The sequence below is a fragment of the Streptomyces aculeolatus genome, from assembly GCF_020400605.1.
Taxonomy (GTDB): domain Bacteria; phylum Actinomycetota; class Actinomycetes; order Streptomycetales; family Streptomycetaceae; genus Streptomyces; species Streptomyces aculeolatus.
The window spans coordinates 1-24,064 of sequence record NZ_JAINRD010000011.1 but is presented as its reverse complement, the minus strand read 5'-3'; the positions used below and the strand labels follow the sequence as shown (position 1 = coordinate 24,064).

Sequence of the window (24,064 nt, the reverse complement as noted above, 5' to 3'; positions counted from 1 at the left end):
CGGGCGGCGGGCGCCGTCGAATCGGCTGCTTGTGCCAATCGGACTGAATCGGGTGAATGGCACGATAAGCGCGTAGCTCGATACCTACCTCGTCGTTGCATTGGGTGCGGTCCGCTGCTGGGGCCGCACCGTCAATGAGGAGGAAGAATGATCAAGAAGGTTGTCGCCGCGGCGGCCGCCACGGGCGGTCTCATGCTCGCGGGTGCAGGCGTCGCCGCCGCCGACTCGGGTGCGCAGGGTGCCGCCCTGCAGTCCCCGGGCGTGCTGTCCGGCAACGTCGTGCAGGCCCCGATTCACATTCCCGTGAACGCCTGCGGCAACACCGTGAACATCATTGGTCTGCTGAACCCGGCGTTCGGCAACACCTGCGTCAACAAGTGACGTTGAATCTCCCGTAAGGGTGTGACCGTACGGCCCCGGAGCGCGCAGCAGCGCTCCGGGGCCGGACGGGCTTCTGTACGGGCGGCGCGGGGACGGCCCGCCCGCTCGAGTACCCAGAGCTCAGAAGGCAGGAAAGACCCATGCGACATGTCGCAAGGAAGGGCCTGTTCACCATCGCCGCCGCAGGCGGCATGCTGGTCGCCGCAGGCGCCGCCGCCGCGCAGGCGGACGCGGGCGCCGAGGGCGCAGCGACGAACTCCCCCGGTATCGGCTCCGGCAACACGGTGCAGGCCCCGGTGAACGTACCGGTGAACGCGTGCGGCAACACAGTGAACGTCGGCGGGCTGCTCAACCCCGCGTACGGCAACACCTGTGTGAACGACGACGGCGGCGGCAAGAAGGCCGACGCCGGCGACAAGGCCGGCGGCCCCGCCGCCGGCGGCCACACCACCGGCGGCGGGGCCCAGGCCCAGGGCCAGTCGTCGCAGTCCCCGGGCGTGCTCTCCGGCAACACGGTGCAGGCGCCCGTGGACGTGCCGGTGAACGTGTGCGGGAACTCCGCCAACGTCGTCGGCGTCGGCAACGCCGTCTTCGGCAACGAGTGCGGCAACGGTGTCACCCCGGAGCCGCCCAAGGCCGAGGAGCCGCCGAAGCAGAACATCCCCGACGAGCCGGACACCCCGGACGAGCCGGACACCCCCGAGCCGCCCCGCACCCCGGACCGGCCCGACGTGCCCAAGGACACCCCGCCGAAGCACGAGACGCAGGCCGCACCGCCCGCGGCCCCCGAGCAGCTCGCGGAAACCGGCGCGGGCATCCCGCTGGGCGCAATCATCCCGCTCAGCGGCGGACTGCTGCTGGGCGGCGCGGTCCTCTACCGCCGCGCTCGCGCCGCGGCGTGATCGCGCCCGGCATGACCGCGTCGGCGGTCTGAGCAGGTAACCGACGGCAGGGGGCGGGTCCGGTGCACCGGACCCGCCCCCTGCCGGCTCGGCACCCGCGGCCCGGCACTCTTCGGTGCCGGGCCGCGGGGCATGGAGACGTCGCAGGTCAGCGGCTTGTCGATGCGATGGTCAGGGATCCGTCGGGCTCACCACGTCGCCCGTACCTGTCTGATGATCCGGCGCCGCAGCCGCGCCCTGCGGCTGCCGTCGGGGTAGAGCCGGAGCCGGTGCAACTCCCAGTGCCCGTACTCGGCTTGGTCGGTCAGGAGCCTCGCCGCAGCGGCCCGTGAGACTCCCCGCGGCACATAGACATCACGAAACTCGTATTCCGGCATCGCATCCATTGTGCGGAAAGTGCCTCGCTCCGGATAGCGTCTGCACTATGTCTGATGCTGCGCAGCCTACGGCTGCCGAGGTACGCGCCGCCGCGTCGGTGCTGAAAGCCGCGATCGACCGCCACCTCGAAGCGGTCGAGCGCCGGTCGGGCGAGGAGGGCTCTGCCGTCTATGCCGCCTTCGAGGAGCTGGCAGCGGCAGCCGAGGCGTACGACGAGGTGTTGTACGAGGTCCACGACGAAGTGACCCCCTTCGAGATCCCCAGCAGCGACACGCTGCCCGCCTACACCGGGCCCGACGAGCCGGGGGCGCTCAGCGTCCTCATCCGCCGGGACTACACCGTGGCGGAGCCGCACCGGCTGCTGGCTCAGGCACAGCGCATCGCCGACCTCGACCCGGATGCCGCGGGCGGGGACGACGCCGAGGACCGGGAGGCCGTGGGCAGCAGCCTGACCACGGCGGTCGGGGTGCTCTTCGGCGAGTTCGAACCGGACGAGATCGCGTCGCGGCACCGGGAGTTCGGCCTCTCCGAGGGCGACTCCGCGGTGTGGGTGGCGGCGGCGGAGGAGCCGGCGGAGCCGGGGGAGTGGCTCTCGGCGCCGTTCGACCAGGTCGACCCCGAGCTGGTCATCTGCCGCTTCGACGTCAGCGCGTCGTTCGAGGAGGACGAGCTGGAGTTCGACGCGGAGGACGACGCGGACATCGACGACGAGGACGCGGACGGCGAGCGGCGGGACGGCCGGGTGGCCGACGCGCTCGACGACCTGGACGACGGCGACGACGAGCTGGAGCCGGTGGACACGAGCCGCTGAGCACGCTCTGGCGGGGCCCGGCGCGCCTGCGCCGGGCCCTTTGCCGTCCTGTCCCTAGGACCGCGTCTGGGCGGCGAGGAGGCTCCGCAGCCGCGTCGTACGCGGCGGGGCCGGCACCTCCGCGAGGCGCCGGGCCAGCGCGGGGCCCGCGCCGTGCACGACGGACAGGTGCCGCTCGCCGCGGCCGAACGCCGTGTACGCCCACGAGCGGCTCAGCGCCGCCTCCGCGTCCCCGGGCACGACGACCACCGCCGCGGGCCAGCGCCGCCCCGCCGCCTGGTGCGCGGTCAGCGCCCACCCGTGCCGTACGGCCTCGGCGACCCGGTCCGGCCGGACGACGACGGCGGTGCCCCCGCAGTCGAGGTGCAGCCCGGCGTCGTCACCGGAGGTGACCAGGCCGGGGACGGCCGTGCCGGGAGCGGGCACGTACACGACGCGGTCGCCCGCGTCGAAGCCGCCGAACGTGCCGGGGCCGGGGTTGAGCCGCTCCTTCAGCGCCGCGTTCAGCACCCGGGTGCCGGCGGCGCCGCCGTGCCCCACGGCGATCACCTGCGTGTCCGCGGCGGGCACCCCGAGGGCGCGCGGCACGGAGTCCGCGACGAGCTGCACGGTGCGGTGGACCGCCTCGCCGGGGTCCTGCACCGGGACGATCACCACCTCCTTGCCGGGCGCCGCCACGGCCTGCAGTTCACCGGCGCCGACGCCGGAGACCAGCTCGCCGATCGGGCCGGGGTCGGGGGTGCGGGACGTCACCCGCGGGCAGACCCGCGCGGCGGCGACGTCGGCGAAGACCCGGCCGGGCCCCGCGGACTCCAGCAGCCCCGGGTCGCCGCTGAGCACCAGCCGGGCGCCGTCGGGCAGCGCCTCGACGAGGGCGGCGGCGGCTTCGGCGTCGAGCTGCGGCGCGTCCAGCACGGCCAGCACGTCGACGCCGAGCAGCCCGTCCGCGTCGCGCCCGGGGCCCTCCCGGCCGGAGAGCAGCCCGCGCACGGTGACGGCACCGCGGGCGGCCGGGTCCGCTTCGGGGGCGGAGTGGTCCCGTACGTCCCCGGCCTCCGGCCCGGCGGCCGCCCCGGCGGCCGCGGCGAGCAGCGCGGCCAGGCGGGTGCGGCCGTCGTCGGTGTGGGCGGCCGCGTACGCGCGCAGCCCCAGGGCGCGGGCCGCGGCGACCAGCGCCGCCGGTTCCGCGCGGGCGGCCTCGCCGCCGTTGTGCAGGACGAGCCCGCTGCCCGCGGCGGCGCGGATCAGCTCCGCGGCGGAGGGCGAGGGCGCGGCCTCGGCAGCGGCCTCCCACGCGGCCGCGCCCGCTGCGCGGACGCCCGCGTCCCCGTCCCCGTCCCCGTCCCGCGGGTCGTACGCACCGGCCGTGCCGCTGCCGCGGGGGCCGTCCGGATCGTCCGCGCCCGCCGCTTCGCGCTCGTCCGCCCCGGCGGCCGTGTCGGCGCCGCCGTCCGCCGGACCCGGCGGCGTGAGCGTGTTCACGAGCCGGGACAGGCCGTCCGCGAGGCCCTCCTCCGCCATCGCGTACCGCTCCAGGCCGAGCAGGAGCCGGACGGGAACCTCCTCCTCGCCGTCCTCGCCGTCCTCGCCGCCCTCCGCGGCGGGAGCGGGCGCGGGCGGCCCCGCGGGCTCCACGCGCTCCTCGAAGACCAGCACGCCGCCCGTCGCCGCCGCCTCGCGCAGCGCGTCCTCGGCGTCCGGCACCCCGTACCCCGACAGGGCCTGCGCCAGCGCGGGGAACTCCAGCGCGGTGTGCCCCCGGAGCGCCGCCTGCGCCAGCAGCCAGCCCACCAGCGCCTCCACCCGGCGCCCGTCCCCGGGCTCCGCGGACTCCAGGAGCCCGCGGGCGAACTCGTCGGCCTGCGACGGCCGTGCGCCCGGCACCGCGAGCAGTTGCCACGGGTCCGTCCGCAGCAACTCCGCCGCCCCGTCGCCGAAGTGCCCCGCGACGCGCGCCGCAGGCTCCTCGGGGGCGCCCGCGCCGGCCAGCAACTGCCGTACGGCGGCGACCGCCTCCGCGCTCGGCTCCGCCGGGCCGGCCGGCTGCGTCTGAGCGGCGCCGCTCCCGGGGGCGCCGGGCTCCGGAGCCGCCCTCGTCCCCGCCGCGGGCTCCGGGCTCCGGACCGGCCTGGGCGGCCGCGCCGGGGTGGGGAAGAACGCGGCGGCGTCGCGCTCGCCGCTCTCCACGGCCCGTACGGCGGCCAGCAGCTCCGCCGCCTTGCCGGTCAGCGCCGACCCGCTCTCGACGGGCACGGCGGCCCGCCGCGGATGCCCTTCGCCGCCGTCAGCCCCGTCCTCGCCCCCGTCAGCCCCGTCCGCGCCCTCGCCGGCGCCGTCGTCCGCCGCGCCCGCGCCGGGCCCCGCGGCCGTACCGCCGCCGCTCTCCGCACCCTCACCGGCCGCCGCATCCTCGCCGGCCCCGTCGCCCACCTCGGCGCCGCCCGCCGCCGTCTCCGCGGTCCCGGCCGCCTCCGCGGCGGCCGCGGCCTCCCGTGCGTCGTTCACAGCGTGCTCCAGTCCTGATCGGGATAGCGGTGCACGGGCGCCGACACGTCGTCCAGCGCCTGGCAGATCTCGTCAGGAAGCGTAAGACCCTCCACCGACAACGCCGCCGACAACTGCTCGGCGTTGCGCGCCCCGACCAGCGGCGCGGCCACCCCCGGCCGGTCCCGTACCCACGCGAGCGACACCTCCAGCGGCGTCACCGCGAGGCCGTCCGCCGCCGTGGTCACGGCGTCGACCACCCGGCCGGCCTCCTCGTCCAGGTACGGCGCCACGAACGGCGCCAGGTGCTCCGAGGCGCCGCGCGAGCCCGGCGGGGTGGCGTCGCGGTACTTGCCGGTCAGGACGCCCCGGCCGAGCGGCGACGACGGCAGCAGGCCCACGCCCAGGTCCAGCGCCGCCGGCAGCACCTCGCGCTCCACCCCGCGCTGCAGCAGCGAGTACTCCATCTGCGTCGACGCCAGCCGGGTCCGGCCGCCCGCCGCACCCGCGCCGCCGCCCGCGGCGCCGGCGAGCTGCCAGGTGGCGGCCTTGGCGAGCTGCCAGCCGCTGAAGTTGCTCACGCCCGCGTAGCGGGCCCGGCCGCTCGCTATGGCGGTGTCGAGGGCCTGGAGGGTCTCGTCCAGCGGCGTGTACGGGTCGAAGGCGTGCACCTGCCACAGGTCGACGTAGTCGGTGCCGAGCCGCTCCAGCGAGGCGTCGAGCGCGCCGAGCAGGTGCCGCCGGGAGGTGTCGAAGCGGCGCTCGGGATCGGGCACGCTGCCCGCCTTGGTGGCGACGATGATGTCCCGCCTCGGTACGAGGCTGCCCAGCAGCCGCCCCAGCAGGTACTCCGCGCCGCCGTCGGCGTACACGTCGGCGGTGTCGACGAGCGTCCCGCCGGCCTCCCAGAACGTCTTCAGCAGTCCGGCCGCCTCCGGCTCCCCGGTGTCGCGCCCCCAGGTGAGGGTGCCCAGTCCCATGCGGGAGACGCGAAGGCCCGTGCGGCCGAGTTGCCTGTGCTCCATGGGCGTTGAGATTACTGGGGCCGGCGCGCTGCGCGCCGCGGACGGTCGCGCTAGAGTCGCACAGATATATTACCCACCGGTACGAAACCTCGGCGCGAGACGCCGGAGAGCAGGGAGGCCCGCATGCGGCTCGGGATCAACCTCGGCTACTGGGGCGCCGGCATGGACGCCGACAACCTCGCCGTCGCGCAGGAGGCCGACCGCCTCGGCTACGAGGTGTGCTGGGCCGCCGAGGCGTACGGATCCGACGCGGCCACCGTGCTGAGCTGGGTCGCCGCCAAGACCGAGCGCATCGACGTCGGCTCCGCGATCTTCCAGATCCCGGCCCGCGCCCCCGCCATGACGGCGATGACCGCCGCCACCCTCGACTCCCTCACCGAGGGCCGCTTCCGCCTCGGCATCGGCGTCTCCGGGCCGCAGGTCTCCGAGGGCTGGTACGGGGTGGAGTTCGGCAAGCCGCTCGCCCGCACCCGCGAGTACGTGGAGATCGTGCGCAAGGCGCTGTCGCGCGAGCGGCTGTCGTACGCGGGCGAGCACTGGACGCTGCCGCTGCCCGACGGGGCGGGCAAGCCGATCAAGCTGACCGTCCACCCCGTGCGCGAGCACATCCCCGTCTACATCGCCGCCATCGGCCCGAAGAACCTGGAGCAGACCGGCGAGATCGCCGAGGGCGCCCTGCTCGTCTTCTACTCGCCGGAGCACGCCGAGGAGACCACCCTGCGCCACGTGCGCGCCGGGCGCGCGAAGGCCGGCAAGGAGCTGGACGGCTTCGACATCGTGCCCACGGTCCCGATGGCCCTGGGGGACGACATCGCCGCGCTCGCCGACGTCTTCCGCCCGTACACCGCCCTGTACGTCGGCGGCATGGGCAGCGCCAAGCAGAACTTCTACAACCGCCTCGCCGGGCGCATGGGTTACGAGCGCGAGGCCGCCGAGATCCAGTCCGCGTACCTCGCCGGCGACAAGGCCGCCGCTGCCGCCGCCGTGCCGCAGGAGCTGATCGACGCCACCACGCTGCTCGGCCCGGTGGAGCGGATCGCGGACCGGATGCGCGCGTACGCAGAGGCGGGGGTGACGTCCCTGTCGCTGGCGCCGTCCGGGTTCACGCGGGAGGAGCGCATCGCGGGCGTACGCGCCGGCGTGGAGGCCCTGGAGCGCGCCGGCCTCGCCTGAGCCCTCGGCCCGCCCCGCGGTATCGGCAGCCCTTGACGGTTCCGGGCGGCACGACGGCCGTGGTGGGGGCTCGGGGTCCTCCCCGCCACGGCCGTCACCCCACCCAACGCACCGTGCCCCCTCCGGTTACGGGATCGCCCGCATGGCGGATGGTGCGCACCTCGGTGTTGCGTCCTGCCCATCTGCGTCATTCACTCGGATACGGGTGTATTCCGGCGGTGAAAGGCGACGGTGACATGCTTTCGGCCAAGGACCTGTACAAGGAGATCCTCGACAACGACGACACCTTCCGGCTGTTCTGCTCCATCGCCGCCGCCGGCGAGGCCCAGGGCGGCTGGGAGAACGCCCGCATCTCCGTCCTCGTCCCCGACTCGTACCGGGAGCTGGCCCCCAAGGTGGCCCGGCACGGCGCCGACGAGGACAAGCACGGCCGGATCTTCGGCGCCCTCATGAAGAAGCGCGGCCTGGAGCCGGTGGAGGTCCCGGGCGAGACCGACTACACGATGCTGCTGGAGGGCATCGGCATCGGCCTCGCCCACGACCGGCTGCACCGGGACCGGCAGCTCACCGAGGCCGACATCATCACGTACCTCGCGCACAGCAGGGTCACCGAGCAGCGGGCGTCGGACCAGATGGCGATGCTCCTCAAGCACTTCGGCGACCACCCGGACATCGGCCGCGCGGTGCGGATGATCTCCCACGACGAGGACAACCACCTCGCCTACTGCCACGAGGAACTGCTCGCCATGATCGAGAAGGGCCACGGCCGGCGCGTACGGGCCGCGCTGCGCGAGGCCGCGCACGCGGAGATCCGGGTGTACCGGGACGTCAGCCACGCGGTGATGGACCACATGGGGCGGATCCTGGACTGGTCGCGCGGCAGACGCGCGCTGCTGTCCGCGGGCATCGAGGCGGTGTACGCGTACGAACGCGCCGGCGGCTGGCGGCGGATGGTCTCGCTGCGGATGCCGGAGCGCCGCAACGCCCTCGGCGGGCCGCCGCCGCGCACCGCCACCGAGTTCGCCTGACGCGAACAGCACGCGGGCACCGCCGGCGGCACACGGGCCGGAGGGTGCGGGGTGCGGCACTCAGCGCCCGTTGGCCCCCAGCCAGCCGCGGCGGCGGAAGAACACGTACAGCCACAGCACCACCGACGCCATCACCAGCAGCACCGCCGGATACCCCAGCGTCCAGTGCAGCTCCGGCATGTGGTCGAAGTTCATCCCGTAGATGCTGCCGATGACGGTCGGCGCCGCGGCCATGGCGGCGTACGCGGAGATCTTGCGCATGTCGTCGTTCTGCTGCACCCCCACCCGCGCCAGATGCGCCGCGAGGATGTCGGACAGCAGCCGGTCGATGGTCTCCACATGCTCGTTGACGCGCGTGAGGTGGTCACCGACGTCGCGGAAGAACGGCCGCGCCCGCTCGTTGACGAACGGCAGCCCGGCCCCCGCCAGCCGTGTGATCGGGTCGGTCAGCGGGCCGGTGACGCGGCGGAACTCCAGCGCCTGCCGCTTGAAGTCGTAGATCCGCCCGGCCGAGCGGCCGGGGTCGCGCCCGCTCGGCTGGAAGACCTCCGCCTCCAGTTCCTCCAGGTCGGTGTGGAAGTCGTCGGCGACGTCGAGGTAGTTGTCGACGATGGCGTCGCACACCGCGTACACCACCGCCGTCGGCCCGTGCGCCAGCACCTCCGGCTGCCGCTCCAGCCGGGCCCGCACCTGCCCGAGCGGATTCGCCTCGCCGTGCCGCACGGTGACCACGAAGGAGTCGCCCACGAAGGTGTTGATCTCGCTGACGGTGATGGTGTCCGTGCGGTCGTCGTAGAGGACGGGCTTGAGGACGAGGAACAGCGCCGCCTCGTACGCCTCCAGCTTCGGCCGCTGGTGCGCCGTGACCGCGTCCTCCGCCGCGAGCGGATGCAGGCCGAGCCCGTGGGTGAGGGCGTCGAACTCCTCGCGGGACGGCTCGAAGAGCCCGATCCAGCAGAAGGTGTCCTCCTCGGCGCGCGCCTGCGCGAGCACGGCCGGGACGTCCGCGGGCGCGGGTACGCGCCGGCCGTGCCGGTAGAGCGCGCAGTCGACGATCACACCGTCATTCTTTCCCGAACCGTGCCGTCTGTCGCGCAGGACGTACTCTGGCTGGCATGCCCACCCTCCTACTGCTCCGGCACGCCCGGTCCACGGCCAACGTGGACGGCGTGCTCGCCGGCCGCAGCCCGGGTGTCGGGCTGGACGCGCGCGGCGCCGAGCAGGCCGCCGAGCTGCCCGCCCGGCTGGCCGCCCTGGCGCCCGCCGCCGTGGTCACCAGCCCGCTCGAACGCTGCCGCGAGACGCTGAAGCCGCTGCTGGCCGCCCGCCCGGAACTGCCGGTGCACGTCGACGAGCGGCTGACCGAGTGCGACTACGGCGAGTGGAGCGGCGGCAAGCTCGCCGAACTGGCGGCGGACCCGCTGATGGCCACCGTGCAGCAGCACCCGTCGGCGGCCGGGTTCCCCGGCGGCGAGACGATGCGGGCGATGCAGGCGCGCGCCGTCGAGGCGGTCCGGGAGTGGAACGCCACCGTGACCGCCGAGCACGGCCCGGAGGCGCTGTACGTGATGTGCAGCCACGGCGACGTCATCAAGTCCGTGGTGGCGGACGCGCTCGGGATGCACCTGGACCTCTTCCAGCGCATCGCCGTCGGCCCCGCCTCCGTCACCGCGATCCGCTACACCCCGCTGCGCCCCTTCGTGCTGCTCCTCGGGGACACCGGCCGGCTCGACGGCCTCGCCCCTCCGCCCCCCGCAGAGCCGGACGCGGAGGCGGAGAGCGGGGCGCGGGGCACGGAGCAGAGTGCGCCGGACGCGTCCGCCGCGGAGGTGGGCGGCGGTGCCGGAGCCGGTTGATCCCCGATGATCAGCTGTCGCAGTAGGGTGGTCGGATCGGTCCCGCAGCGGATCGCGTTCAGGAGACGAGCAATCGGAGCAGCACGTGCCGCGTGAGGTGTACTTCTACGACCCGCCGGACCGCTTCGTGGCCGGCACGGTCGGGCTGCCGGGGCGCCGTACCTTCTTCCTGCAGGCGTCCAAGTCCGGCCGCACCACGAGCGTTGCGCTGGAGAAGGCGCAGGTGTCCGCGCTGGCCCAGCGGATCGACGAGCTTCTCGACGAGGTGGTACGGCGCAGCGGCGGCACCAGCGACGTGCCCGCCGTCGCCCCCACCGAGCTGTCCGACACCGCGCCCCTGGACGCCCCCATCGAGGAGGAGTTCCGGGTCGGCACGATGGCGCTGGCGTGGGACGCGGAGAGCGAGCGCATGGTCGTCGAGGCACAGGCCCTGGTCGAGTTGGACGCCGACTCCGACGAGGACCTGGCGGCGGCCGAGGAGGCGCTGCTGCAGGACGACGAGAACGGTCCGCCGATGCTTCGCGTCCGCCTCACCGGGCAGATGGCGCGCGCCTTCGCCAAGCGGGCCAACGACGTGGTGAACGCCGGCCGGCCGCCCTGCCCGCTGTGCAGTCTGCCGCTCGACCCGGAGGGACACGTATGTCCGCGCCAGAACGGATACCGCCGGGGAGAGTGAGCCCGCTCGCCCTGGCGCCCGACGAGGCCCGCACGCTGCTCACCGGCGGCGAGCTGACCGTCGCCGGGCGCATCCGCGGTGCGTCGAACGCGGTCCTGTTCTGCACCGTCGCCCACGCCGGGCGCACGGCGGAGTGCGTGTACAAGCCGGTCGCGGGGGAGCGGCCGCTGTGGGACTTCCCGGACGGCACGCTGGCGGAGCGCGAGGTCGCGGCGTACGAGGTCTCCGAGGCCACCGGCTGGGGGCTGGTGCCGCCGACGGTGCTGCGCGAGGGGCCGTTCGGCGAGGGCATGTGCCAGCTCTGGATCCCCGCGGCGGACGAGGCGGACCCGGACACCGGCGCCTCCGCGGACCCAGGTGACGCCGCCGGCGCCGGCGGCCCGGTGCCCGCCGGGGCCGACCTGCTCGCCCTCGTCGAGGGCGACGAGCCGGGACCCGGGTGGAAGGCCGTCGGCTTCGCCGAGACCGGCGAGGGCAGGCCCGCGCTGCTCGTGCACGCCGACGACGTCCGCCTGCGCCGCCTCGCCGTCCTCGACGCCGTGATCAACAACGGCGACCGCAAGGGAGGCCACCTGCTGCCCGCCCCCGGCGGCCGGCTCTACGCCATCGACCACGGAGTGACGTTCCACACCGACGACAAGCTGCGCACCCTGCTCTGGGGCTGGGCCGGCGAGCCGCTGCCCGCCGAGGCCGTCGCCGTGCTGCGGAGGCTCGCGGACGGCCTCGCCGCGGACGGCCCGCTGGCGGCCCGGCTGGCGCCGCTGATCACCCCGGCGGAGGTGGCCGCCCTGCGCGCCCGTACGGCCGCCCTGCTGGCCTCCGGACGGCACCCGGAGCCCAGCGGCGAGTGGCCTGCCATCCCCTGGCCGCCGGTCTGAGCCCGGCCCGCGCCGCCCTCCCCGGGCATATTCCGTACGAACCCTCCCACCCCTGTCCGAAACCGCGGCCTCGCGCCGCCCGGGTCGTTTCACCAGGCAACCGCCGGTTACGCTCGTTTACATGCATGCCTGGCCTGCTCCCGAGGTCCCGGTGCTCCCCGGCACCGGCCGCGACCTCCGCCTCCACGACACCGCGACCGGAGGGCTCGTCACCCTCGACCCCGGCCCGGAGGCCCGCATCTATGTCTGCGGCATCACCCCCTACGACGCCACCCACATGGGGCACGCGGCCACCTACACCGCGTTCGACCTCGTGCAGCGCGTCTGGCTGGACAACAAGCGGCAGGTCCACTACGTCCAGAACGTGACGGACGTCGACGACCCGCTGCTCGTCCGGGCCGCCGAGACGGGGGAGGAGTGGACCGCGCTCGCCGACCGCGAGACGGACCTCTTCCGCGACGACATGACGGCCCTGCGCAACCTGCCGCCGCGCGAGTTCGTCGGCGCGGTGGAGGCGATACCGCGCATCGTGCCCCTCGTGGAGCGGCTGCGCGACGCCGGCGCGGCGTACGAACTCGACGGCGACATCTACTTCTCGGTCGAATCGGACCCCCGCTTCGGCTCCGTCTCCGGGCTCGACGCCGCGACCATGCGGGAGCTGTCCGCCGAGCGCGGCGGCGACCCCGAGCGCCCCGGCAAGAAGAACCCGCTCGACCCGCTGCTGTGGAGCGCCGAGCGCGCGGGCGAGCCGAGCTGGGACGGCGGCTCCCTGGGCCGCGGCCGGCCCGGCTGGCACATCGAGTGCGTCGCCATCTCGCTGGACCACCTCGGCATGACCTTCGACGTGCAGGGCGGCGGCAGCGACCTGATCTTCCCGCACCACGAGATGGGCGCGTCCCACGCGCAGGTGCTGACCGGGCAGTTCCCCTTCGCCCGGGCGTACGTGCACTCCGGGCTCGTCGCCCTCGACGGCGAGAAGATGTCGAAGTCCCGGGGCAACCTGGTCTTCGTCTCCCAGCTGCGCCGCGACGGCATCGACAGCGTGGCCGTACGGCTCGCGCTGCTCGACCACCACTACCGCACGGACTGGGAGTGGACCGCCCACGGGCTCCAGCACGCGCAGGAGCGGCTGGCGCGCTGGCGGGACGCCGTCTCCCGGCCGGAGGGCCCGCACGCGGAGGGGCTCGTGGAGGAGATCCGCGCCGCGCTTGCGGAGGACCTGGACTCGCCCGCGGCGCTGGCCGCCGTGGACCGCTGGGCGGCGCTCCAGCGCACCGAGGGCGGTACGGACACGGGGGCGCCCGGCGTGGTCTCGCGGGCGGTGGACGCGCTCCTGGGCGTGGCGCTGTAGCGGATCCGGGGCGAGGGCGGGCGGGCCGGCGTCAGTCCTTGCCGCCGGCCGCGCCGCCGCCGTCGCGCTTCTTGCCGTCGCCGTCGGACGCGGCACCGTCGGAGGAGCCGTCGTCGGAGGAGTCGTCCCCGGCAGTGTCCCCGGCGTCTCCGCCGTCGGCGCTCCCGGCGGCCGAGTCGTCCCCGGTGCCCTCCTCGGCCTCCCCGTCGTCCGCCGCCTCGGCGGCGCCTTCCGCCGCGGCAGCGTCCTCGCCGCCGTCGCCTTCGTCCTCCGCGCCGTCCCCGCCGCGCTCCTCCGGTGCCCGCGGCTCTCCCCGCTCCGTGAGGTCCGCGAGGGGCCCGGACAGGTCGCGCAGGTACGGCCCGGCGCCCGGGTCGCGGCGGCGCAGGTAGCGCTCGAACTCGCGGGCGATCGCCTCGCCCGACGCCTCCGGCAGCTCCGCCGTGTCGCGGGCCTCCTCCAGCGTCTGCACGTACTCGGCGACCTCGCTGTCCTCCGCGGCGAGCTGGTCCACGCCCAGCTGCCAGGCGCGCGCGTCCTCGGGCAGCTCGCCGAGCGGGATGCGCACCCCGATCAGGTCGTCGAGCCGGTTGAGCAGCGCCAGGGTGGCCTTCGGGTTCGGCGGCTGGGAGACGTAGTGCGGCACGGCGGCCCACAGGCTGGCGGTGGGCACCCCCGCGTGCGTGCACGCCTCCTGGAGGATGCCGACGATCCCCGTGGGGCCCTCGTAGCGGGTCTCCTCCAGGTCCATCGACTCGGCCAGCTCCGGGTCGGAGGTCACCCCCGTCACCGGCACGGGCCGGGTGTGCGGGGTGTCGCCGAGGAGCGCGCCGAGGAGGACGACCAGTTCGACGCCCAACTCGTGGGCGAAGCCCAGGATCTCGTTGCAGAAGGAGCGCCAGCGCATGCTGGGCTCGATCCCGCGGACGAGCACGAGGTCCCGCGGATGGCCCTTGCCGTCGGCGTCCGCGATCCGTACCGCGGAGAGCTGCGTCGTGGGCCAGGTGACCTTCCGTACGCCGCCGTGGAGGGTGACGGTGGGCCGGTTGACCTGGAAGTCGTAGTAGTCCTCGGCGTCGAGCGACGCGAAGACCTCGCCCTTCCACTCCCGGTCGAGATGGCCGACCGCGGAGGAGGCGGCGTCGCCGGCGTCGTTCCAGCCCTCGAAGGCGCAGATCATCACCGGATCGACCAGCTCGGGCAGCCCCTCCAGCTCGATCACCCAGCGCCTCCTTCCGGCGGTAACGGCCCCTGTGGCCACGTGCTCCGAGACATGCGGCCCCCAGCCTAAGGCTTCCCCGCCGACGCGCCGTATCCCGTGCGGCACGAGTACCGATTCATCCGAGGTGTGCACCTTGGGGAGGGTTGGCGGCACGTCGGTACGGATAAATCACTCACTGCCTCTGGACGTTGGCAAGCCCACCCGGATATACATCGGATGACTGCTGAAAGATCCGATGTTCCAGACGCGAGGGAAGCCTGCATGCGACCGACTGTCACCGATTTGGACGTCTCCGACATCCGCTTCCCCACCTCCCTTGAGCTGGACGGGTCGGATGCCATGCACCCCGACCCCGACTACTCCGCCGCCTACGTCGTGCTCCGCACCGACGACCCCGGCATCGAGGGCCACGGCTTCTGCTTCACCATCGGCCGCGGCAACGACGTCACCGCCGCCGCCATCCGCTCCCTCGCGCCGTACGTCGTGGGCCGCCCCGCGCCGCGCACCGCCGCCGACCTGGCCGAGCTGTGCAACACCCTCACCCACGACTCCCAACTGCGCTGGCTCGGCCCGGAGAAGGGCGTGATCCACATGGCCGCGGGCGCCGTGGTCAACGCCGCCTGGGACCTGGCCGCCGGGCAGGCGGGGCTGCCGGTGTGGGAGTTCCTGGCCCGCATGACCCCCGAGGAGCTGGTCTCCCTCGTCGACTTCCGCTACCTCTCCGACGCCCTCACCCCCGACGAGGCGCTGGCCCTGCTGCGCGCCGCCGAGCCGGGCCGCGCCGAGCGGGCCGCCCTGCTGCGCGCCGAGGGCTACCCCGCGTACACCACCACCCCCGGCTGGCTCGGCTACTCCGACGAGAAGCTCGTCCAGCTCTCCAAGGCAGCCGTCGCCGAGGGCTTCGGCCAGATCAAGCTGAAGGTCGGCGGCGACCTCGACGACGACGTACGGCGCATGCGGCTCGCCCGCGAGGCCGTCGGCCCGGATGTGCGCATCGCCGTGGACGCCAACCAGCGCTGGGACGTCGCCGACGCCGTGCGCTGGATGACCGCCCTGGCCCCGTACGCGCCGCACTGGATCGAGGAGCCCACCAGCCCCGACGACGTGCTCGGCCACGCCGCCGTACGCGCCGGGCAGCCGGTGAAGGTCGCCACCGGCGAACACGTCGCCAACCGCGTCATGTTCAAGCAGCTGCTCCAGGCCGGCGCCGTCGACTTCGTGCAGATCGACGCCGCGCGGGTGGCCGGCGTCAACGAGAACCTGGCCATCCTGCTGCTCGCTGCCAAGCACGGCGTCCCGGTCTGCCCGCACGCCGGCGGCGTCGGCCTGTGCGAACTGGTGCAGCACCTGGCCATGTTCGACTACGTCGCCGTCTCCGGCACCCGGGAGGACCGCGTCATCGAGTACGTCGACCACCTCCACGAGCACTTCGCCGACCCGGCCGTCGTCGTCGACGGCTGCTACCGCGCACCCGAGGCCCCCGGCTTCTCCGCGCGGATGCACCCCGAGTCGCTGGCCGCGCACCGCTACCCCGACGGCCCCGTATGGCAGGCCGTCGCGCAGCAGGACGCCCGGCCGGGCCACGGGAGCTGACCCCCGTGCCCGGCGCACCCTTCGCCGCACCCCTCGCCGCGCGGCCGGCCCCCCGGCACGCCGCGGCCCGAGCCGAACCCCCCAGCCGTACACCCGAGACGAACGACGGGACGGGACTCCCATGCTGACTCGCAGACTCCGCACGACCGCCGTCGCGGCCTGCACCACCCTCCTCGCCATCGCCCCGCTCGCGGCCTGCAACCGCGGCAACGACGCGGCCGGGGCCGACGGCCAGGTCGGCATCGACATGCCGCGCACCGACAGCGACTTCTGGAACTCCTACCACCAGTACCTGAAGAAGGGCGTCTCGGACGGCGTGGTCGACGCCCTGCCGATCACCAACTCCCAGAACGACATCGGCAAGCTCGTCGCCAACGTGCAGGCGTTCACCGACCAGGGCGCCGACGCCGTCATCATGGCGCCGCAGGACACCGGCGCCGTCGCCTCCACCCTGGAGCGGCTGGCGGAGGAGGACATCCCCGTCGTCAGCGTCGACACCCGCCCCGACAAGGGCGACGTCTACATGGTCGTACGGGCCGACAACGAGGCGTACGGCATCAAGGCGTGCGAGTACCTCGGCGAGCAGCTCGGCGGCAAGGGCAAGGTCGTGGAGTTCCAGGGCGACCTGGCCTCCATCAACGGCCGCGACCGCTCGGTGGCGTTCAAGAAGTGCATGGACGAGAAGTACCCCGACATGGAGGTCTTCGAGCTGCCCACCGAGTGGAAGGGCGATGTCGCCTCCGCGAAGCTGCAGAGCGTGCTGGCCAAGGAGAAGTCGATCGACGGCATCTACATGCAGGCCGGCGGCGTCTTCCTGCAGCCCACCCTCGCGCTGCTGGAGCAGAAGAACATGCTCAAGCCCGCCGGCGAGGACGGCCACATCACGATCGTGTCCAACGACGGCATCCCCGAGGAACTGGACGCCATCCGGGCCGGCAAGATCGACGCCACCGTCTCCCAGCCCGCCGACCTCTACGCCGAGTACGCGCTCTTCTACGCCCAGCAGGCGCTGAAGGGCAAGGAGTTCAAGCCGGGCAAGACCGACCACGGCTCGAAGATCGTCAAGATCCCGAACGGCCTGGAGGACCAGCTGCCCGCCCCGCTGGTCACCGAGGAGAACGTCGACGACCCCGAGCTGTGGGCCAACCAGCTCGAAAAGCAGGGCTGAGCCGTGCCCGCGGCGCCCCCCGCCGTACGCGCCGACGGCGTCGTCAAACGCTTCGGCCCCACGCTCGCGCTCGACGGCGTGCACCTGGAGGTCGCGGCCGGTGAGGCACACGCCCTCGTCGGCCGCAACGGGGCCGGGAAGTCGACCCTCGTCTCCGTGCTCACCGGCATGGAGCGCCCCGACACCGGTACGGTCGCCTTCTCCGGCGAGAGCGCGCCGTCGTTCGGCGACACGGCGGCGTGGCGCGCCAGGGTCGCGTGCGTGTACCAGAAGCTCATGATCGTGCCGGATCTCACGGTCGCCGAGAACCTCTTCCTCAACCGCTTCACCGGCACCGGCGCCATCAACTGGCGCCGGCTGCGCGCCCGCGCCCGCGAGCTGCTGGCGGCGTACGGCGTGGAGGTGGACCCGTCGGCGCGGGCGAAGGACCTCGGCGTCGAGCAGCGGCAGTTCGTGGAGATCGCGAGAGCCCTGAGCTTCGGTGCCCGGCTGATCATCCTCGACGAGCCGACGGCCCGGCTCGACGCCGGCGGCATCGACCGGCTCTTCGACAAGCTGCGCGAACTGCAGCGGCAGGGCGTCGCCTTCCTCTTCATCTCCCACCACCTCCAGGAGGTCTACGAACTCTGCGACACCGTCACCGTCTTCCGCGACGCCCGGCACATCCTCACCGCGCCGGTCTCAGGACTGCCGAAGGAGGACCTGGTCGCGGCGATGACCGGTGAGGGCGCGCCCCCCGGTGCCGCGGGCGCCGCCGGGGCCGCCGCGCTCCCGCGGCAGGCGACGGCCGCAGGCGGTGCCGAGCCCGTGCTGCGGGCGCGGGCGTTGGCGGTGGCCGGTGCGTACGAGCCGCTGGACCTCGCCGTGCGCGCGGGCGAGGTCGTCGGCCTGGCCGGCGCCGCCGCCAGCGGCAACACGGCGATCGGCGAGACCCTCGTCGGCATGCGGACGCCCGACGGCGGCCGGGTCGAGGTGCGCGGCACCGCCGTACGCACCGGCAGCGTGCCGCACGCGCTGGAGGCCGGCATCGGCTACGTACCGGAGGACCGGCACGAACAGGGCCTGGTGCCCGGCCGCAGCGTCGCGGAGAACGCCACGCTCACCGTCGCGGACCAACTGGGCCCGTACGGCACCGTGCTGCCGTCGCGCACCCGCCGGTTCGCGCAGCGCATGATCGAGTCGCTGGACATCAAGACGTCCGGGCCTTCCCAGGACGTCGACGGGCTGTCCGGCGGCAACCAGCAGAAGGTGGTGATCGCCCGCGCGCTCGCCCGGGACCCCGGCGTGCTGGTGGCGATCAAGCCGACCGCGGGTGTGGACGTGAAGTCCAAGGACGCCCTGCTGGGCGTCGTGAGGCGGGTGGCGGAGGGCGGCAGCGGCGCCGTCATCGTCTCCGACGAACTCGACGACCTGCGGGTCTGCGACCGGGTGCTCGCGCTCTTCCACGGGCGGGTGGTCGCGGAGTTCGCCGGCGGCTGGAGCGACCGGGAGCTGGTCGCCGCCATGGAGGGCATCGAGCCGGAAGAGCGCGCACCGCAGCAGGAGCAGGGCGGCCGGCAAACTCAGCCGGCCGACTCGGACACGTCGGACCAGCCACACCAGCCAGAGCAGCCAGACGAGCCCGACCAGCGGGACCAGCCGGAAAAGGGGCAGCAAGCATGACACGGCCTACGTCCACAGCGCCGCCGGCCACCGCGGCCGAGGGCGGAGCGGCGGTGGAGAAGAAGCCGCAGTTGCAGCTCGGCGGGGTGGAGATCGACCTCGGCCGCTGGCGCGACTTCTCGCTCGTACCCGTCATCTTCGTGCTCGGCGTGATCGGCTTCATCGTCTCGCCCGCGTTCCTGACCTCCGACAACCTCATCGGCGTCGTCCAGCAGTCCACCGAACTCGGGCTGCTGGTCCTCGCGCAGGCCCTCATCCTCATCAGCGGCCGGATGGACCTCTCGCTGGAGTCGACCATCGGCGTCGCGCCGGTGATCGCGCTCTGGCTCGTCCTGCCCGCCGAGGGCGGCCGGTTCACCGGCATCGAACTGCTGCCGTCCGGCACGTCGATCATCCTGTGCCTCCTCGTCGGCGCCGCCATCGGCCTGTTCAACGGCTTCCTCATCCTCAAGCTCAGAGTCAACGGCTTCATCGCCACGCTCGGCATGCTGGTCATGCTGCGCGGCCTGCACGAGGGCATCACGGGCGGCAAGTCCATCATCGAGGTGCCCGAGTCCTTCGCGTACCTCGGCAAGGAGAGCTGGCTCGGCGTCCCCGCCGCCGTCTACGTCTGCCTCGGCCTCTACGCCGTCGGCGGCCTGATGCTCGGCTACCTGCGGCACGGGCGCGCGCTGTACGCCATCGGCGGCAACCCCGAGGCCGCGCGCGCCGCGGGCATCCGCGTGGACCGCATCACCTGGATCGTCCTGGCCATCGGCGGCATGCTCGCGGCCTTCGCCGGCGTGCTCTACACCGGCCACTACGGCTCGGTCTCCGCCGGCCAGGGCAAGGACATGATCTTCCAGGTGTTCGCCGCGGCGGTCATCGGCGGCATCAGCCTGCGCGGCGGCCGCGGCACCCTCTTCGGGGCGCTGACCGGCGTGCTGACCCTCCAACTCGTCATCAACGTGATGACGCTCGCGGGCGTGCCGGCGGAGTGGACGAAGTTCCTCAACGGGGCGATCATCATCGTGGCCCTGGTCATTTCCCGGTTCGTCAGCGGCGAGAAACAGGACTGAGAGGCGGCGGATGCCCCCCATACCCAGGCTCGGCCTCGGCTGCGCCAACCTCGGCAACCTCTACCGGCCGATGCCGGACGCCACCGCGGCCGAGATCGTCGAGACCGCGTTCGCGCACGGCTACGGCTACTTCGACACCGCCCCGCACTACGGCGTCGGGTTGTCGGAGGAGCGCCTCGGCCGCGCGCTCGCGGGCCGGCCGCGGAACTCGTACACCGTGTCCACCAAGGTCGGCCGGCGGCTGCGGCCCCTCGGCCCGGGCGAGACCGAGCCCGCCCACGACTTCGTCGACACCCCGGCCCGCGGCCGGGTGTGGGACCTCAGCAGGGACGGGATCCGGGCGACGCTGGAGTCGTCGCTGGAGCGGCTGGGGCTCGACCGCGTCGAGATCGCCTACCTGCACGACGTGGAGGACCACCTGCCCGAGGTGTACGAGACCGCCTTCGCCGCGCTCGCGGAGCTGAAGGCGGAGAAGGTCGTCGGAGCCATCGGCTTCGGCATGAACTTCAGCGACCACCTGGGCCGGCTCGTCGCCGACCTCGACGTCGACGTGGTGCTGTGCGCCGGCCGCTGGACGCTGCTGGAGCGCAGCGCGTACGACGACCTGCTGCCCGTGTGCGCACGGCGCGGCACCTCCGTCGTCGTCGGCGGCGTCTACAACACCGGGCTGCTCGCCGACCCGCGGCCCGGCGCACGGTTCCACTACGGCCGGGCGCCGGCCGAGACTGTGGAGCGGGCGCGCGGGATCGCCCAGGTGTGCGGCGAGTTCGGGGTGCCGCTGAAGGCGGCGGCGCTGCGCTACCCGTTCGCGCACCCGGCGGTCGTGTCCGTCGTGCCGGGCGCCTCCCGGCCGGGGGACGTCGAGGAGAACGCGGAGATGTTCGCGTACGAGATCCCCGACGCGCTCTGGCCCGCGCTCGTCGAACTCGGGCTCCTCGACGGCGACCTGCCGCTGCCGGCGGCCGCGACCGCGCCCGCGGGAGGCTGAGCGTGCCGCGCATCGACGCCCACCACCACCTGTGGGACATCGCCCGCCGCCCGCAGCCGTGGATGGACGGCTCCTGGGCCGACCCGCTGCGGCGCACCTTCACCCTGGCCGACCTCGCGCCGCACCTCGCGGAGCACCGCATCGACGGCACGGTGCTGGTGCAGACCTCGTCGTCGTACGAGGAGACGCTGGAGCTGTGCGAGGAGCCGGACCCGCCGGTGCGGCTGGTCTGCGGCTGGCTCGACCTGACCGCGCCCGACCTGGACGCGGACATCCTTCGCCGTACGCCCGCGCGGCTCGGCGCGCTGCGCCACCAGGCCGAGGGGGAGGCCGACCCGCGGTGGCTGGTCCGCCCCGACGTGCTGCGGGCGCTGGGGCTCGCGGGGGAGTGCGGTCTCGTGTACGACCTGCTGGTGACGCCGCGCGAGCTGCCGGCGGCGATCGCCGCGGGCCGCGCGGCGCCGCACACCAGGTTCGTCCTCGACCACGCGGGCAAGCCGCAGATCGCGGCGGGGGAGTGGCAGCCGTGGGCGGACCTGGTCGCGGAGCTGGCGCGGCTGCCCAACGTGAGCTGCAAGCTGTCCGGCCTGGTCACGCAGGCCGACTGGGAGCACTGGCGGCCGGCGGACGTGCTGCCGTACGCCCGGCACGTGATCGACGTGTTCGGGCCCGGCCGGATCCTGTTCGGCTCGGACTGGCCGGTGTGCACGCTGGCGGCCGGCTACGGACAGGTGGTCGAGCTGGCCGAGGAGGCGGTGGCGGACCTGACGGCGGCGGAGCGGGAGGCGTTCTTCGGCGGCAACGCCCGCCGGATCTACTTCCCGGACTGACGCGGGAGCCGGGCGCGCCACCGCGCCCGGCACCTCTGGCCCGGTGTCCCGGGTGTCCCCCCGTGTCCCGGTGTCACAGCGTCCGGCGCAGCCACTGCTCCACGCTCGCGATGTGTACCGTCGCCCACGACCGCGCCGCCTCGGCGTCCCGGCTGCGCATCGCGTCGAGGATCGCCCGGTGCTCGGTGAGCGTGCGCCGCACCGCGTCCTCCTGCGTCAGGCCGCGCCAGATGCGGGCGCGGGCCGTCGGCCCCGACAGCCCCTCCAGCAGCGAGTTGAGCACGGAGTTCCCCGACGCCTGCACGATGCGGCGGTGGAACTCCAGGTCGGCGCGGACCAGTTCCTCCACCGACGGGTCCTGGCCCAGCTCCGCCAGCTCCTCCTCCAGCGCGTCCAGCTCCGGGTCCCCGATGCCGGTGCAGGCCAGCGCGGTGGCGGCGGGCTCCAGGATGCGGCGTACGGCGAGCAGCTCCAGCACCGTGTCGTCGCGGTGGAAGTCGACGACGAAGCTCATCGCCTCCAGCAGGAGCTGGGAGTCCAGGCTCGTGACGTACGTGCCGTCGCCCTGCCGTACGTCGAGGATGCGGATCAGCGCGAGGGCGCGCACCGCCTCGCGCAGCGAGTTGCGGGACAGGCCGAGTTCGGCCGCCAGCTCGCTCTCCTTGGGCAGCCGGTCGCCCGGCCGCAGCTTGCCGGAGACGATCATTCCCTTGATCTTCTCGATCGCCTCGTCCGTGACCGCCATCTCGCGCCCTCCCTGACACAGACATCCGATGTCTGCGCCCTTCCATTATGCCTGCGTGCGGAGCGAGTGGAGCGGGGGAGGGCGGCGAATCCCGCGGGGAGCGGAAACGGGGGAGGGGAGAGGCGCCCCCACGAGTGCCTCTCCCCTCGGATTTCCCGCCCGCCGCGGGCGCTCAGTCCCGCTCGCGCGCGAGCAGTTCCCGCACCCGGGCGCGTACGGCGGCGGTGTCCAGGCCGCGGATCGTCACCGTCGTCCGGCGGCGCAGCACGTCGTCCTCCGTCTCGGCCCACTCGTGGTCGCGGGCGTACACCACCTGGGCCCAGATCTCGGGCCCGTCGGGGTGGATGCGCTCGCCCAGGTCCGGGTTCTCGTTGACCAGGCGGGCGATGTCGAACGACAGCGAGCCGTAGTGCGTGGCCAGCTGGCGGGCGGTGTCGGGGGCCATGCGGTGCCCCGGGTCGCGGTCGACCAGGAGCCGGTGCGCGACCGCGTTCGGGTTCGCCACGCCCGGCAGCGGTGTGTGCCGTACCAGGGACTTCACCGGCTGCATGTCCTCGGCGATCGCGCCGCCGTGCTCCTTGGCGAGCTTGCCGAGCACCATCCGGCCGATGTGCCGGTACGTGGTCCACTTGCCGCCCGCCACCGACAGCATCCCGCCGGTGCCCTCGGTGACGACCGTCTCCCGCTTGGCCTGCTCCGTACCGCCGGGGCCGCCCGGCAGCACGCGCAGCCCGGCGAAGGCGTACGTCACGAGGTCGGGGGACAGGTCCTCGTCGCGCACCGACAGCGACGCCTCGTCGAGGATCTGCGCGATGTCGGCGTCGGTCGGGTGCACGGCGGCGGGATCGCCCTCGTACGACTCGTCCGTGGTGCCCAGCAGCAGCTGGTCCTCCCACGGCAGCGCGAAGGTGACCCGGTACTTGTCCACCCACGTCGACATCGCCGCGTGCCACGGCGACTGCCGCTTGAGCACGATGTGCGCGCCCTTGGAGAGCCGGATGGAGGGTGCCGCGGCCGGGTCCTCCATGCGCCGCAGGTGGTCCACCCACGGCCCGGTCGCGTTGAGCACCAGCCGGGCGTCGACGCCGAACTCGTCGCCGCTGAGCCGGTCCCGCAGGTCCGCGCCCGTCACCTGGCCGTGGGTGAACCGCAGCCCGGTGACCTCCGCGTGGTTGAGGACGACGGCGCCGGCACCGACCGCCGCCCGTACCGTCATCACCGCCATCCGCGAGTCGTTCATCTGGTGGTCGCCGAAGACGGCGACCGCCTTCAGCCCTTCGGTGCGCAGCGCGGGGATGTCCCGGGCCGCCCGGCTCGGGGTGATGAGGTGGCCGACGCCGTCGCGGAACGCGGACAGCGCGGAGTAGGCGAAGACGCCGGCGCCGAGCTTGGCGGCGCCGTGCGGGCCGCCCTTGTAGAGCGGCAGGTAGAAGGGGAGCGGGTTGACCAGGTGCGGTGCTACGTCGCGGGCCAGCACCCGGCGCTCGTGGTGGTTCTCGGCCACCAGCTTCACCGCGCCGTTCTGCAGGTAGCGGATGCCGCCGTGGACGAGCTTGGAGGACGCGGACGAGGTGGCGCCGGCGAAGTCGCCGGCGTCCACCATCGCCACCCGCAGTCCCGACTGCGCGGCGTGCCAGGCCACCGAGGTGCCCAGGATCCCGCCGCCGATGACCAGGAGGTCGTACGTCGCCCGGTCGAGCAGATCCCGGGTCTCCGCGCGGCCCAGGGTGCGGCCCGCCGTCGGGTGCGTCCCGAGCGCGGGTATCCCCGCCGGGACGGTCTGCGGGAGGGTCATCGTCGCTACTCCTTGTCTTCGATCCAGCCCATGGTGCGCTGGACTGCTTTGAGCCAGTCC

22 protein-coding genes are annotated in these 24,064 nt (G+C 74.0%); 15 read left to right on the top strand and 7 right to left on the bottom strand.

The annotated features are described in order from the left end of the window. Positions 1-147 precede the first annotated feature (147 nt). Both LG396_RS19450 and LG396_RS39740 read left to right on the top strand, forming a co-directional pair. Complete coding sequence (locus LG396_RS19450; protein ID WP_037746743.1) at positions 148-381, top strand: chaplin; 234 nt, start codon at positions 148-150, stop codon at positions 379-381. Positions 382-521: 140 nt separating this feature from the next. Then, positions 522-1,283 carry a chaplin gene (locus tag LG396_RS39740; RefSeq protein ID WP_225795732.1) on the top strand — a complete coding sequence of 254 codons (762 nt, stop codon included), beginning with the start codon at positions 522-524 and terminating at the stop codon, positions 1,281-1,283. A 188-nt stretch (positions 1,284-1,471) separates the two neighbouring features. On the opposite strand, the gene LG396_RS19440 is transcribed toward LG396_RS39740, so the two are convergent. Continuing rightward, positions 1,472-1,660 carry a DUF5703 family protein gene (locus LG396_RS19440; protein WP_026276372.1) on the bottom strand — a complete coding sequence of 63 codons (189 nt, stop codon included), beginning with the start codon at positions 1,658-1,660 and terminating at the stop codon, positions 1,472-1,474. A gap of 47 nt (positions 1,661-1,707) precedes the next feature. Between LG396_RS19440 and LG396_RS19435 the strand changes: the two genes are divergently transcribed. Continuing rightward, positions 1,708-2,472, top strand: a complete 765-nt coding sequence (locus tag LG396_RS19435; protein ID WP_199790340.1) for a hypothetical protein — start codon at positions 1,708-1,710, stop codon at positions 2,470-2,472. Between the two features lie 54 nt (positions 2,473-2,526). Here LG396_RS19435 and LG396_RS19430 read toward each other — a convergent pair whose 3' ends face one another. Both LG396_RS19430 and LG396_RS19425 read right to left on the bottom strand, forming a co-directional pair. Continuing rightward, on the bottom strand, positions 2,527-4,977 hold the full coding sequence (locus LG396_RS19430; RefSeq protein WP_225795731.1) for a helix-hairpin-helix domain-containing protein: 2,451 nt from the start codon (positions 4,975-4,977) through the stop codon (positions 2,527-2,529). After that, a complete protein-coding gene (locus LG396_RS19425; RefSeq protein ID WP_026276373.1) occupies positions 4,974-5,981 on the bottom strand; it encodes an aldo/keto reductase in 1,008 nt (335 codons plus the stop codon). The genes LG396_RS19430 and LG396_RS19425 overlap by 4 nt, the downstream gene beginning before the upstream one ends. Positions 5,982-6,104: 123 nt before the next feature. On the opposite strand from LG396_RS19425, the gene LG396_RS19420 reads away from it, so the two are divergent. Together LG396_RS19420 and LG396_RS19415 are read left to right on the top strand one after the other, a co-directional pair. Then, entirely contained in the window at positions 6,105-7,154 is a 1,050-nt protein-coding gene (locus tag LG396_RS19420; protein ID WP_225795730.1) for an LLM class F420-dependent oxidoreductase, read from the top strand. Between the two features lie 236 nt (positions 7,155-7,390). Beyond that, on the top strand, positions 7,391-8,182 hold the full coding sequence (locus LG396_RS19415; protein WP_100298455.1) for a hypothetical protein: 792 nt from the start codon (positions 7,391-7,393) through the stop codon (positions 8,180-8,182). 60 nt (positions 8,183-8,242) lie between these two features. Here the strand turns inward: LG396_RS19415 and corA are convergent, their stop codons facing one another. Further along, entirely contained in the window at positions 8,243-9,241 is a 999-nt protein-coding gene (corA, locus tag LG396_RS19410; RefSeq protein WP_225795729.1) for a magnesium/cobalt transporter CorA, read from the bottom strand. Between the two features lie 56 nt (positions 9,242-9,297). Between corA and LG396_RS19405 the strand changes: the two genes are divergently transcribed. From LG396_RS19405 to mshC, 4 genes are all read left to right on the top strand, one after another. Next, positions 9,298-10,038 carry an MSMEG_4193 family putative phosphomutase gene (locus tag LG396_RS19405; RefSeq protein WP_225795728.1) on the top strand — a complete coding sequence of 247 codons (741 nt, stop codon included), beginning with the start codon at positions 9,298-9,300 and terminating at the stop codon, positions 10,036-10,038. A gap of 85 nt (positions 10,039-10,123) precedes the next feature. Next, positions 10,124-10,714, top strand: coding sequence for a DUF3090 domain-containing protein (locus tag LG396_RS19400; RefSeq protein WP_106435198.1), 591 nt, complete (start codon positions 10,124-10,126; stop codon positions 10,712-10,714). Then, entirely contained in the window at positions 10,678-11,592 is a 915-nt protein-coding gene (locus LG396_RS19395; RefSeq protein ID WP_225795727.1) for an SCO1664 family protein, read from the top strand. Before LG396_RS19400 ends, LG396_RS19395 begins: the two co-directional genes overlap by 37 nt. A 121-nt stretch (positions 11,593-11,713) precedes the next feature. After that, on the top strand, positions 11,714-12,943 hold the full coding sequence (gene mshC / locus LG396_RS19390; RefSeq protein WP_225795726.1) for a cysteine--1-D-myo-inosityl 2-amino-2-deoxy-alpha-D-glucopyranoside ligase: 1,230 nt from the start codon (positions 11,714-11,716) through the stop codon (positions 12,941-12,943). 31 nt (positions 12,944-12,974) lie between these two features. Here the strand turns inward: mshC and LG396_RS19385 are convergent, their stop codons facing one another. Continuing rightward, positions 12,975-14,165, bottom strand: coding sequence for a PAC2 family protein (locus LG396_RS19385; RefSeq protein WP_225795725.1), 1,191 nt, complete (start codon positions 14,163-14,165; stop codon positions 12,975-12,977). Between the two features lie 261 nt (positions 14,166-14,426). On the opposite strand from LG396_RS19385, the gene LG396_RS19380 reads away from it, so the two are divergent. The 6 genes from LG396_RS19380 to LG396_RS19355 all read left to right on the top strand — a co-directional run bounded on the left by LG396_RS19380 (position 14,427) and on the right by LG396_RS19355 (position 21,464). Beyond that, complete coding sequence (locus LG396_RS19380) at positions 14,427-15,758, top strand: enolase C-terminal domain-like protein (protein ID WP_225795724.1); 1,332 nt, start codon at positions 14,427-14,429, stop codon at positions 15,756-15,758. A gap of 121 nt (positions 15,759-15,879) precedes the next feature. Further along, on the top strand, positions 15,880-16,926 hold the full coding sequence (locus LG396_RS19375) for a sugar ABC transporter substrate-binding protein (protein ID WP_225795723.1): 1,047 nt from the start codon (positions 15,880-15,882) through the stop codon (positions 16,924-16,926). Positions 16,927-16,929: 3 nt separating this feature from the next. Next, complete coding sequence (locus LG396_RS19370; RefSeq protein ID WP_225795722.1) at positions 16,930-18,588, top strand: sugar ABC transporter ATP-binding protein; 1,659 nt, start codon at positions 16,930-16,932, stop codon at positions 18,586-18,588. Then, positions 18,585-19,646 carry an ABC transporter permease gene (locus LG396_RS19365; RefSeq protein ID WP_263979351.1) on the top strand — a complete coding sequence of 354 codons (1,062 nt, stop codon included), beginning with the start codon at positions 18,585-18,587 and terminating at the stop codon, positions 19,644-19,646. The genes LG396_RS19370 and LG396_RS19365 overlap by 4 nt, the downstream gene beginning before the upstream one ends. A 10-nt stretch (positions 19,647-19,656) precedes the next feature. Then, positions 19,657-20,634: an aldo/keto reductase gene (locus tag LG396_RS19360; protein ID WP_225795721.1), complete on the top strand. Its 978-nt coding sequence runs from the start codon at positions 19,657-19,659 to the stop codon at positions 20,632-20,634. Between the two features lie 2 nt (positions 20,635-20,636). Then, positions 20,637-21,464: an amidohydrolase family protein gene (locus LG396_RS19355; protein ID WP_225795720.1), complete on the top strand. Its 828-nt coding sequence runs from the start codon at positions 20,637-20,639 to the stop codon at positions 21,462-21,464. A gap of 73 nt (positions 21,465-21,537) precedes the next feature. Here the strand turns inward: LG396_RS19355 and LG396_RS19350 are convergent, their stop codons facing one another. Together LG396_RS19350 and LG396_RS19345 are read right to left on the bottom strand one after the other, a co-directional pair. Then, on the bottom strand, positions 21,538-22,209 hold the full coding sequence (locus LG396_RS19350) for a FadR/GntR family transcriptional regulator (RefSeq protein WP_018837527.1): 672 nt from the start codon (positions 22,207-22,209) through the stop codon (positions 21,538-21,540). A 172-nt stretch (positions 22,210-22,381) separates the two neighbouring features. Then, positions 22,382-24,004, bottom strand: a complete 1,623-nt coding sequence (locus LG396_RS19345) for a glycerol-3-phosphate dehydrogenase/oxidase (RefSeq protein WP_018837528.1) — start codon at positions 24,002-24,004, stop codon at positions 22,382-22,384. Positions 24,005-24,064 lie beyond the last annotated feature (60 nt).

Bases quoted from the DNA above. Each gene is read 5' to 3' on its own strand.
- LG396_RS19405 (WP_225795728.1), top strand. From the start codon at position 9,298: ATGCCCACCCTCCTACTGCTCCGGCACGCCCGGTCCACGGCCAACGTG.
- LG396_RS19415 (WP_100298455.1), top strand. From the start codon at position 7,391: ATGCTTTCGGCCAAGGACCTGTACAAGGAGATCCTCGACAACGACGAC.
- LG396_RS19365 (WP_263979351.1), top strand. From the start codon at position 18,585: ATGACACGGCCTACGTCCACAGCGCCGCCGGCCACCGCGGCCGAGGGC.
- LG396_RS19345 (WP_018837528.1), bottom strand. From the start codon at position 24,004: ATGACCCTCCCGCAGACCGTCCCGGCGGGGATACCCGCGCTCGGGACG.
- LG396_RS19360 (WP_225795721.1), top strand. From the start codon at position 19,657: ATGCCCCCCATACCCAGGCTCGGCCTCGGCTGCGCCAACCTCGGCAAC.
- LG396_RS19395 (WP_225795727.1), top strand. From the start codon at position 10,678: ATGTCCGCGCCAGAACGGATACCGCCGGGGAGAGTGAGCCCGCTCGCC.
- LG396_RS19440 (WP_026276372.1), bottom strand. From the start codon at position 1,660: ATGCCGGAATACGAGTTTCGTGATGTCTATGTGCCGCGGGGAGTCTCA.
- LG396_RS19350 (WP_018837527.1), bottom strand. From the start codon at position 22,209: ATGGCGGTCACGGACGAGGCGATCGAGAAGATCAAGGGAATGATCGTC.
- mshC (WP_225795726.1), top strand. From the start codon at position 11,714: ATGCATGCCTGGCCTGCTCCCGAGGTCCCGGTGCTCCCCGGCACCGGC.
- LG396_RS19435 (WP_199790340.1), top strand. From the start codon at position 1,708: ATGTCTGATGCTGCGCAGCCTACGGCTGCCGAGGTACGCGCCGCCGCG.
- LG396_RS19420 (WP_225795730.1), top strand. From the start codon at position 6,105: ATGCGGCTCGGGATCAACCTCGGCTACTGGGGCGCCGGCATGGACGCC.
- LG396_RS19380 (WP_225795724.1), top strand. From the start codon at position 14,427: ATGCGACCGACTGTCACCGATTTGGACGTCTCCGACATCCGCTTCCCC.
- LG396_RS19450 (WP_037746743.1), top strand. From the start codon at position 148: ATGATCAAGAAGGTTGTCGCCGCGGCGGCCGCCACGGGCGGTCTCATG.
- LG396_RS19375 (WP_225795723.1), top strand. From the start codon at position 15,880: ATGCTGACTCGCAGACTCCGCACGACCGCCGTCGCGGCCTGCACCACC.
- LG396_RS19425 (WP_026276373.1), bottom strand. From the start codon at position 5,981: ATGGAGCACAGGCAACTCGGCCGCACGGGCCTTCGCGTCTCCCGCATG.
- LG396_RS39740 (WP_225795732.1), top strand. From the start codon at position 522: ATGCGACATGTCGCAAGGAAGGGCCTGTTCACCATCGCCGCCGCAGGC.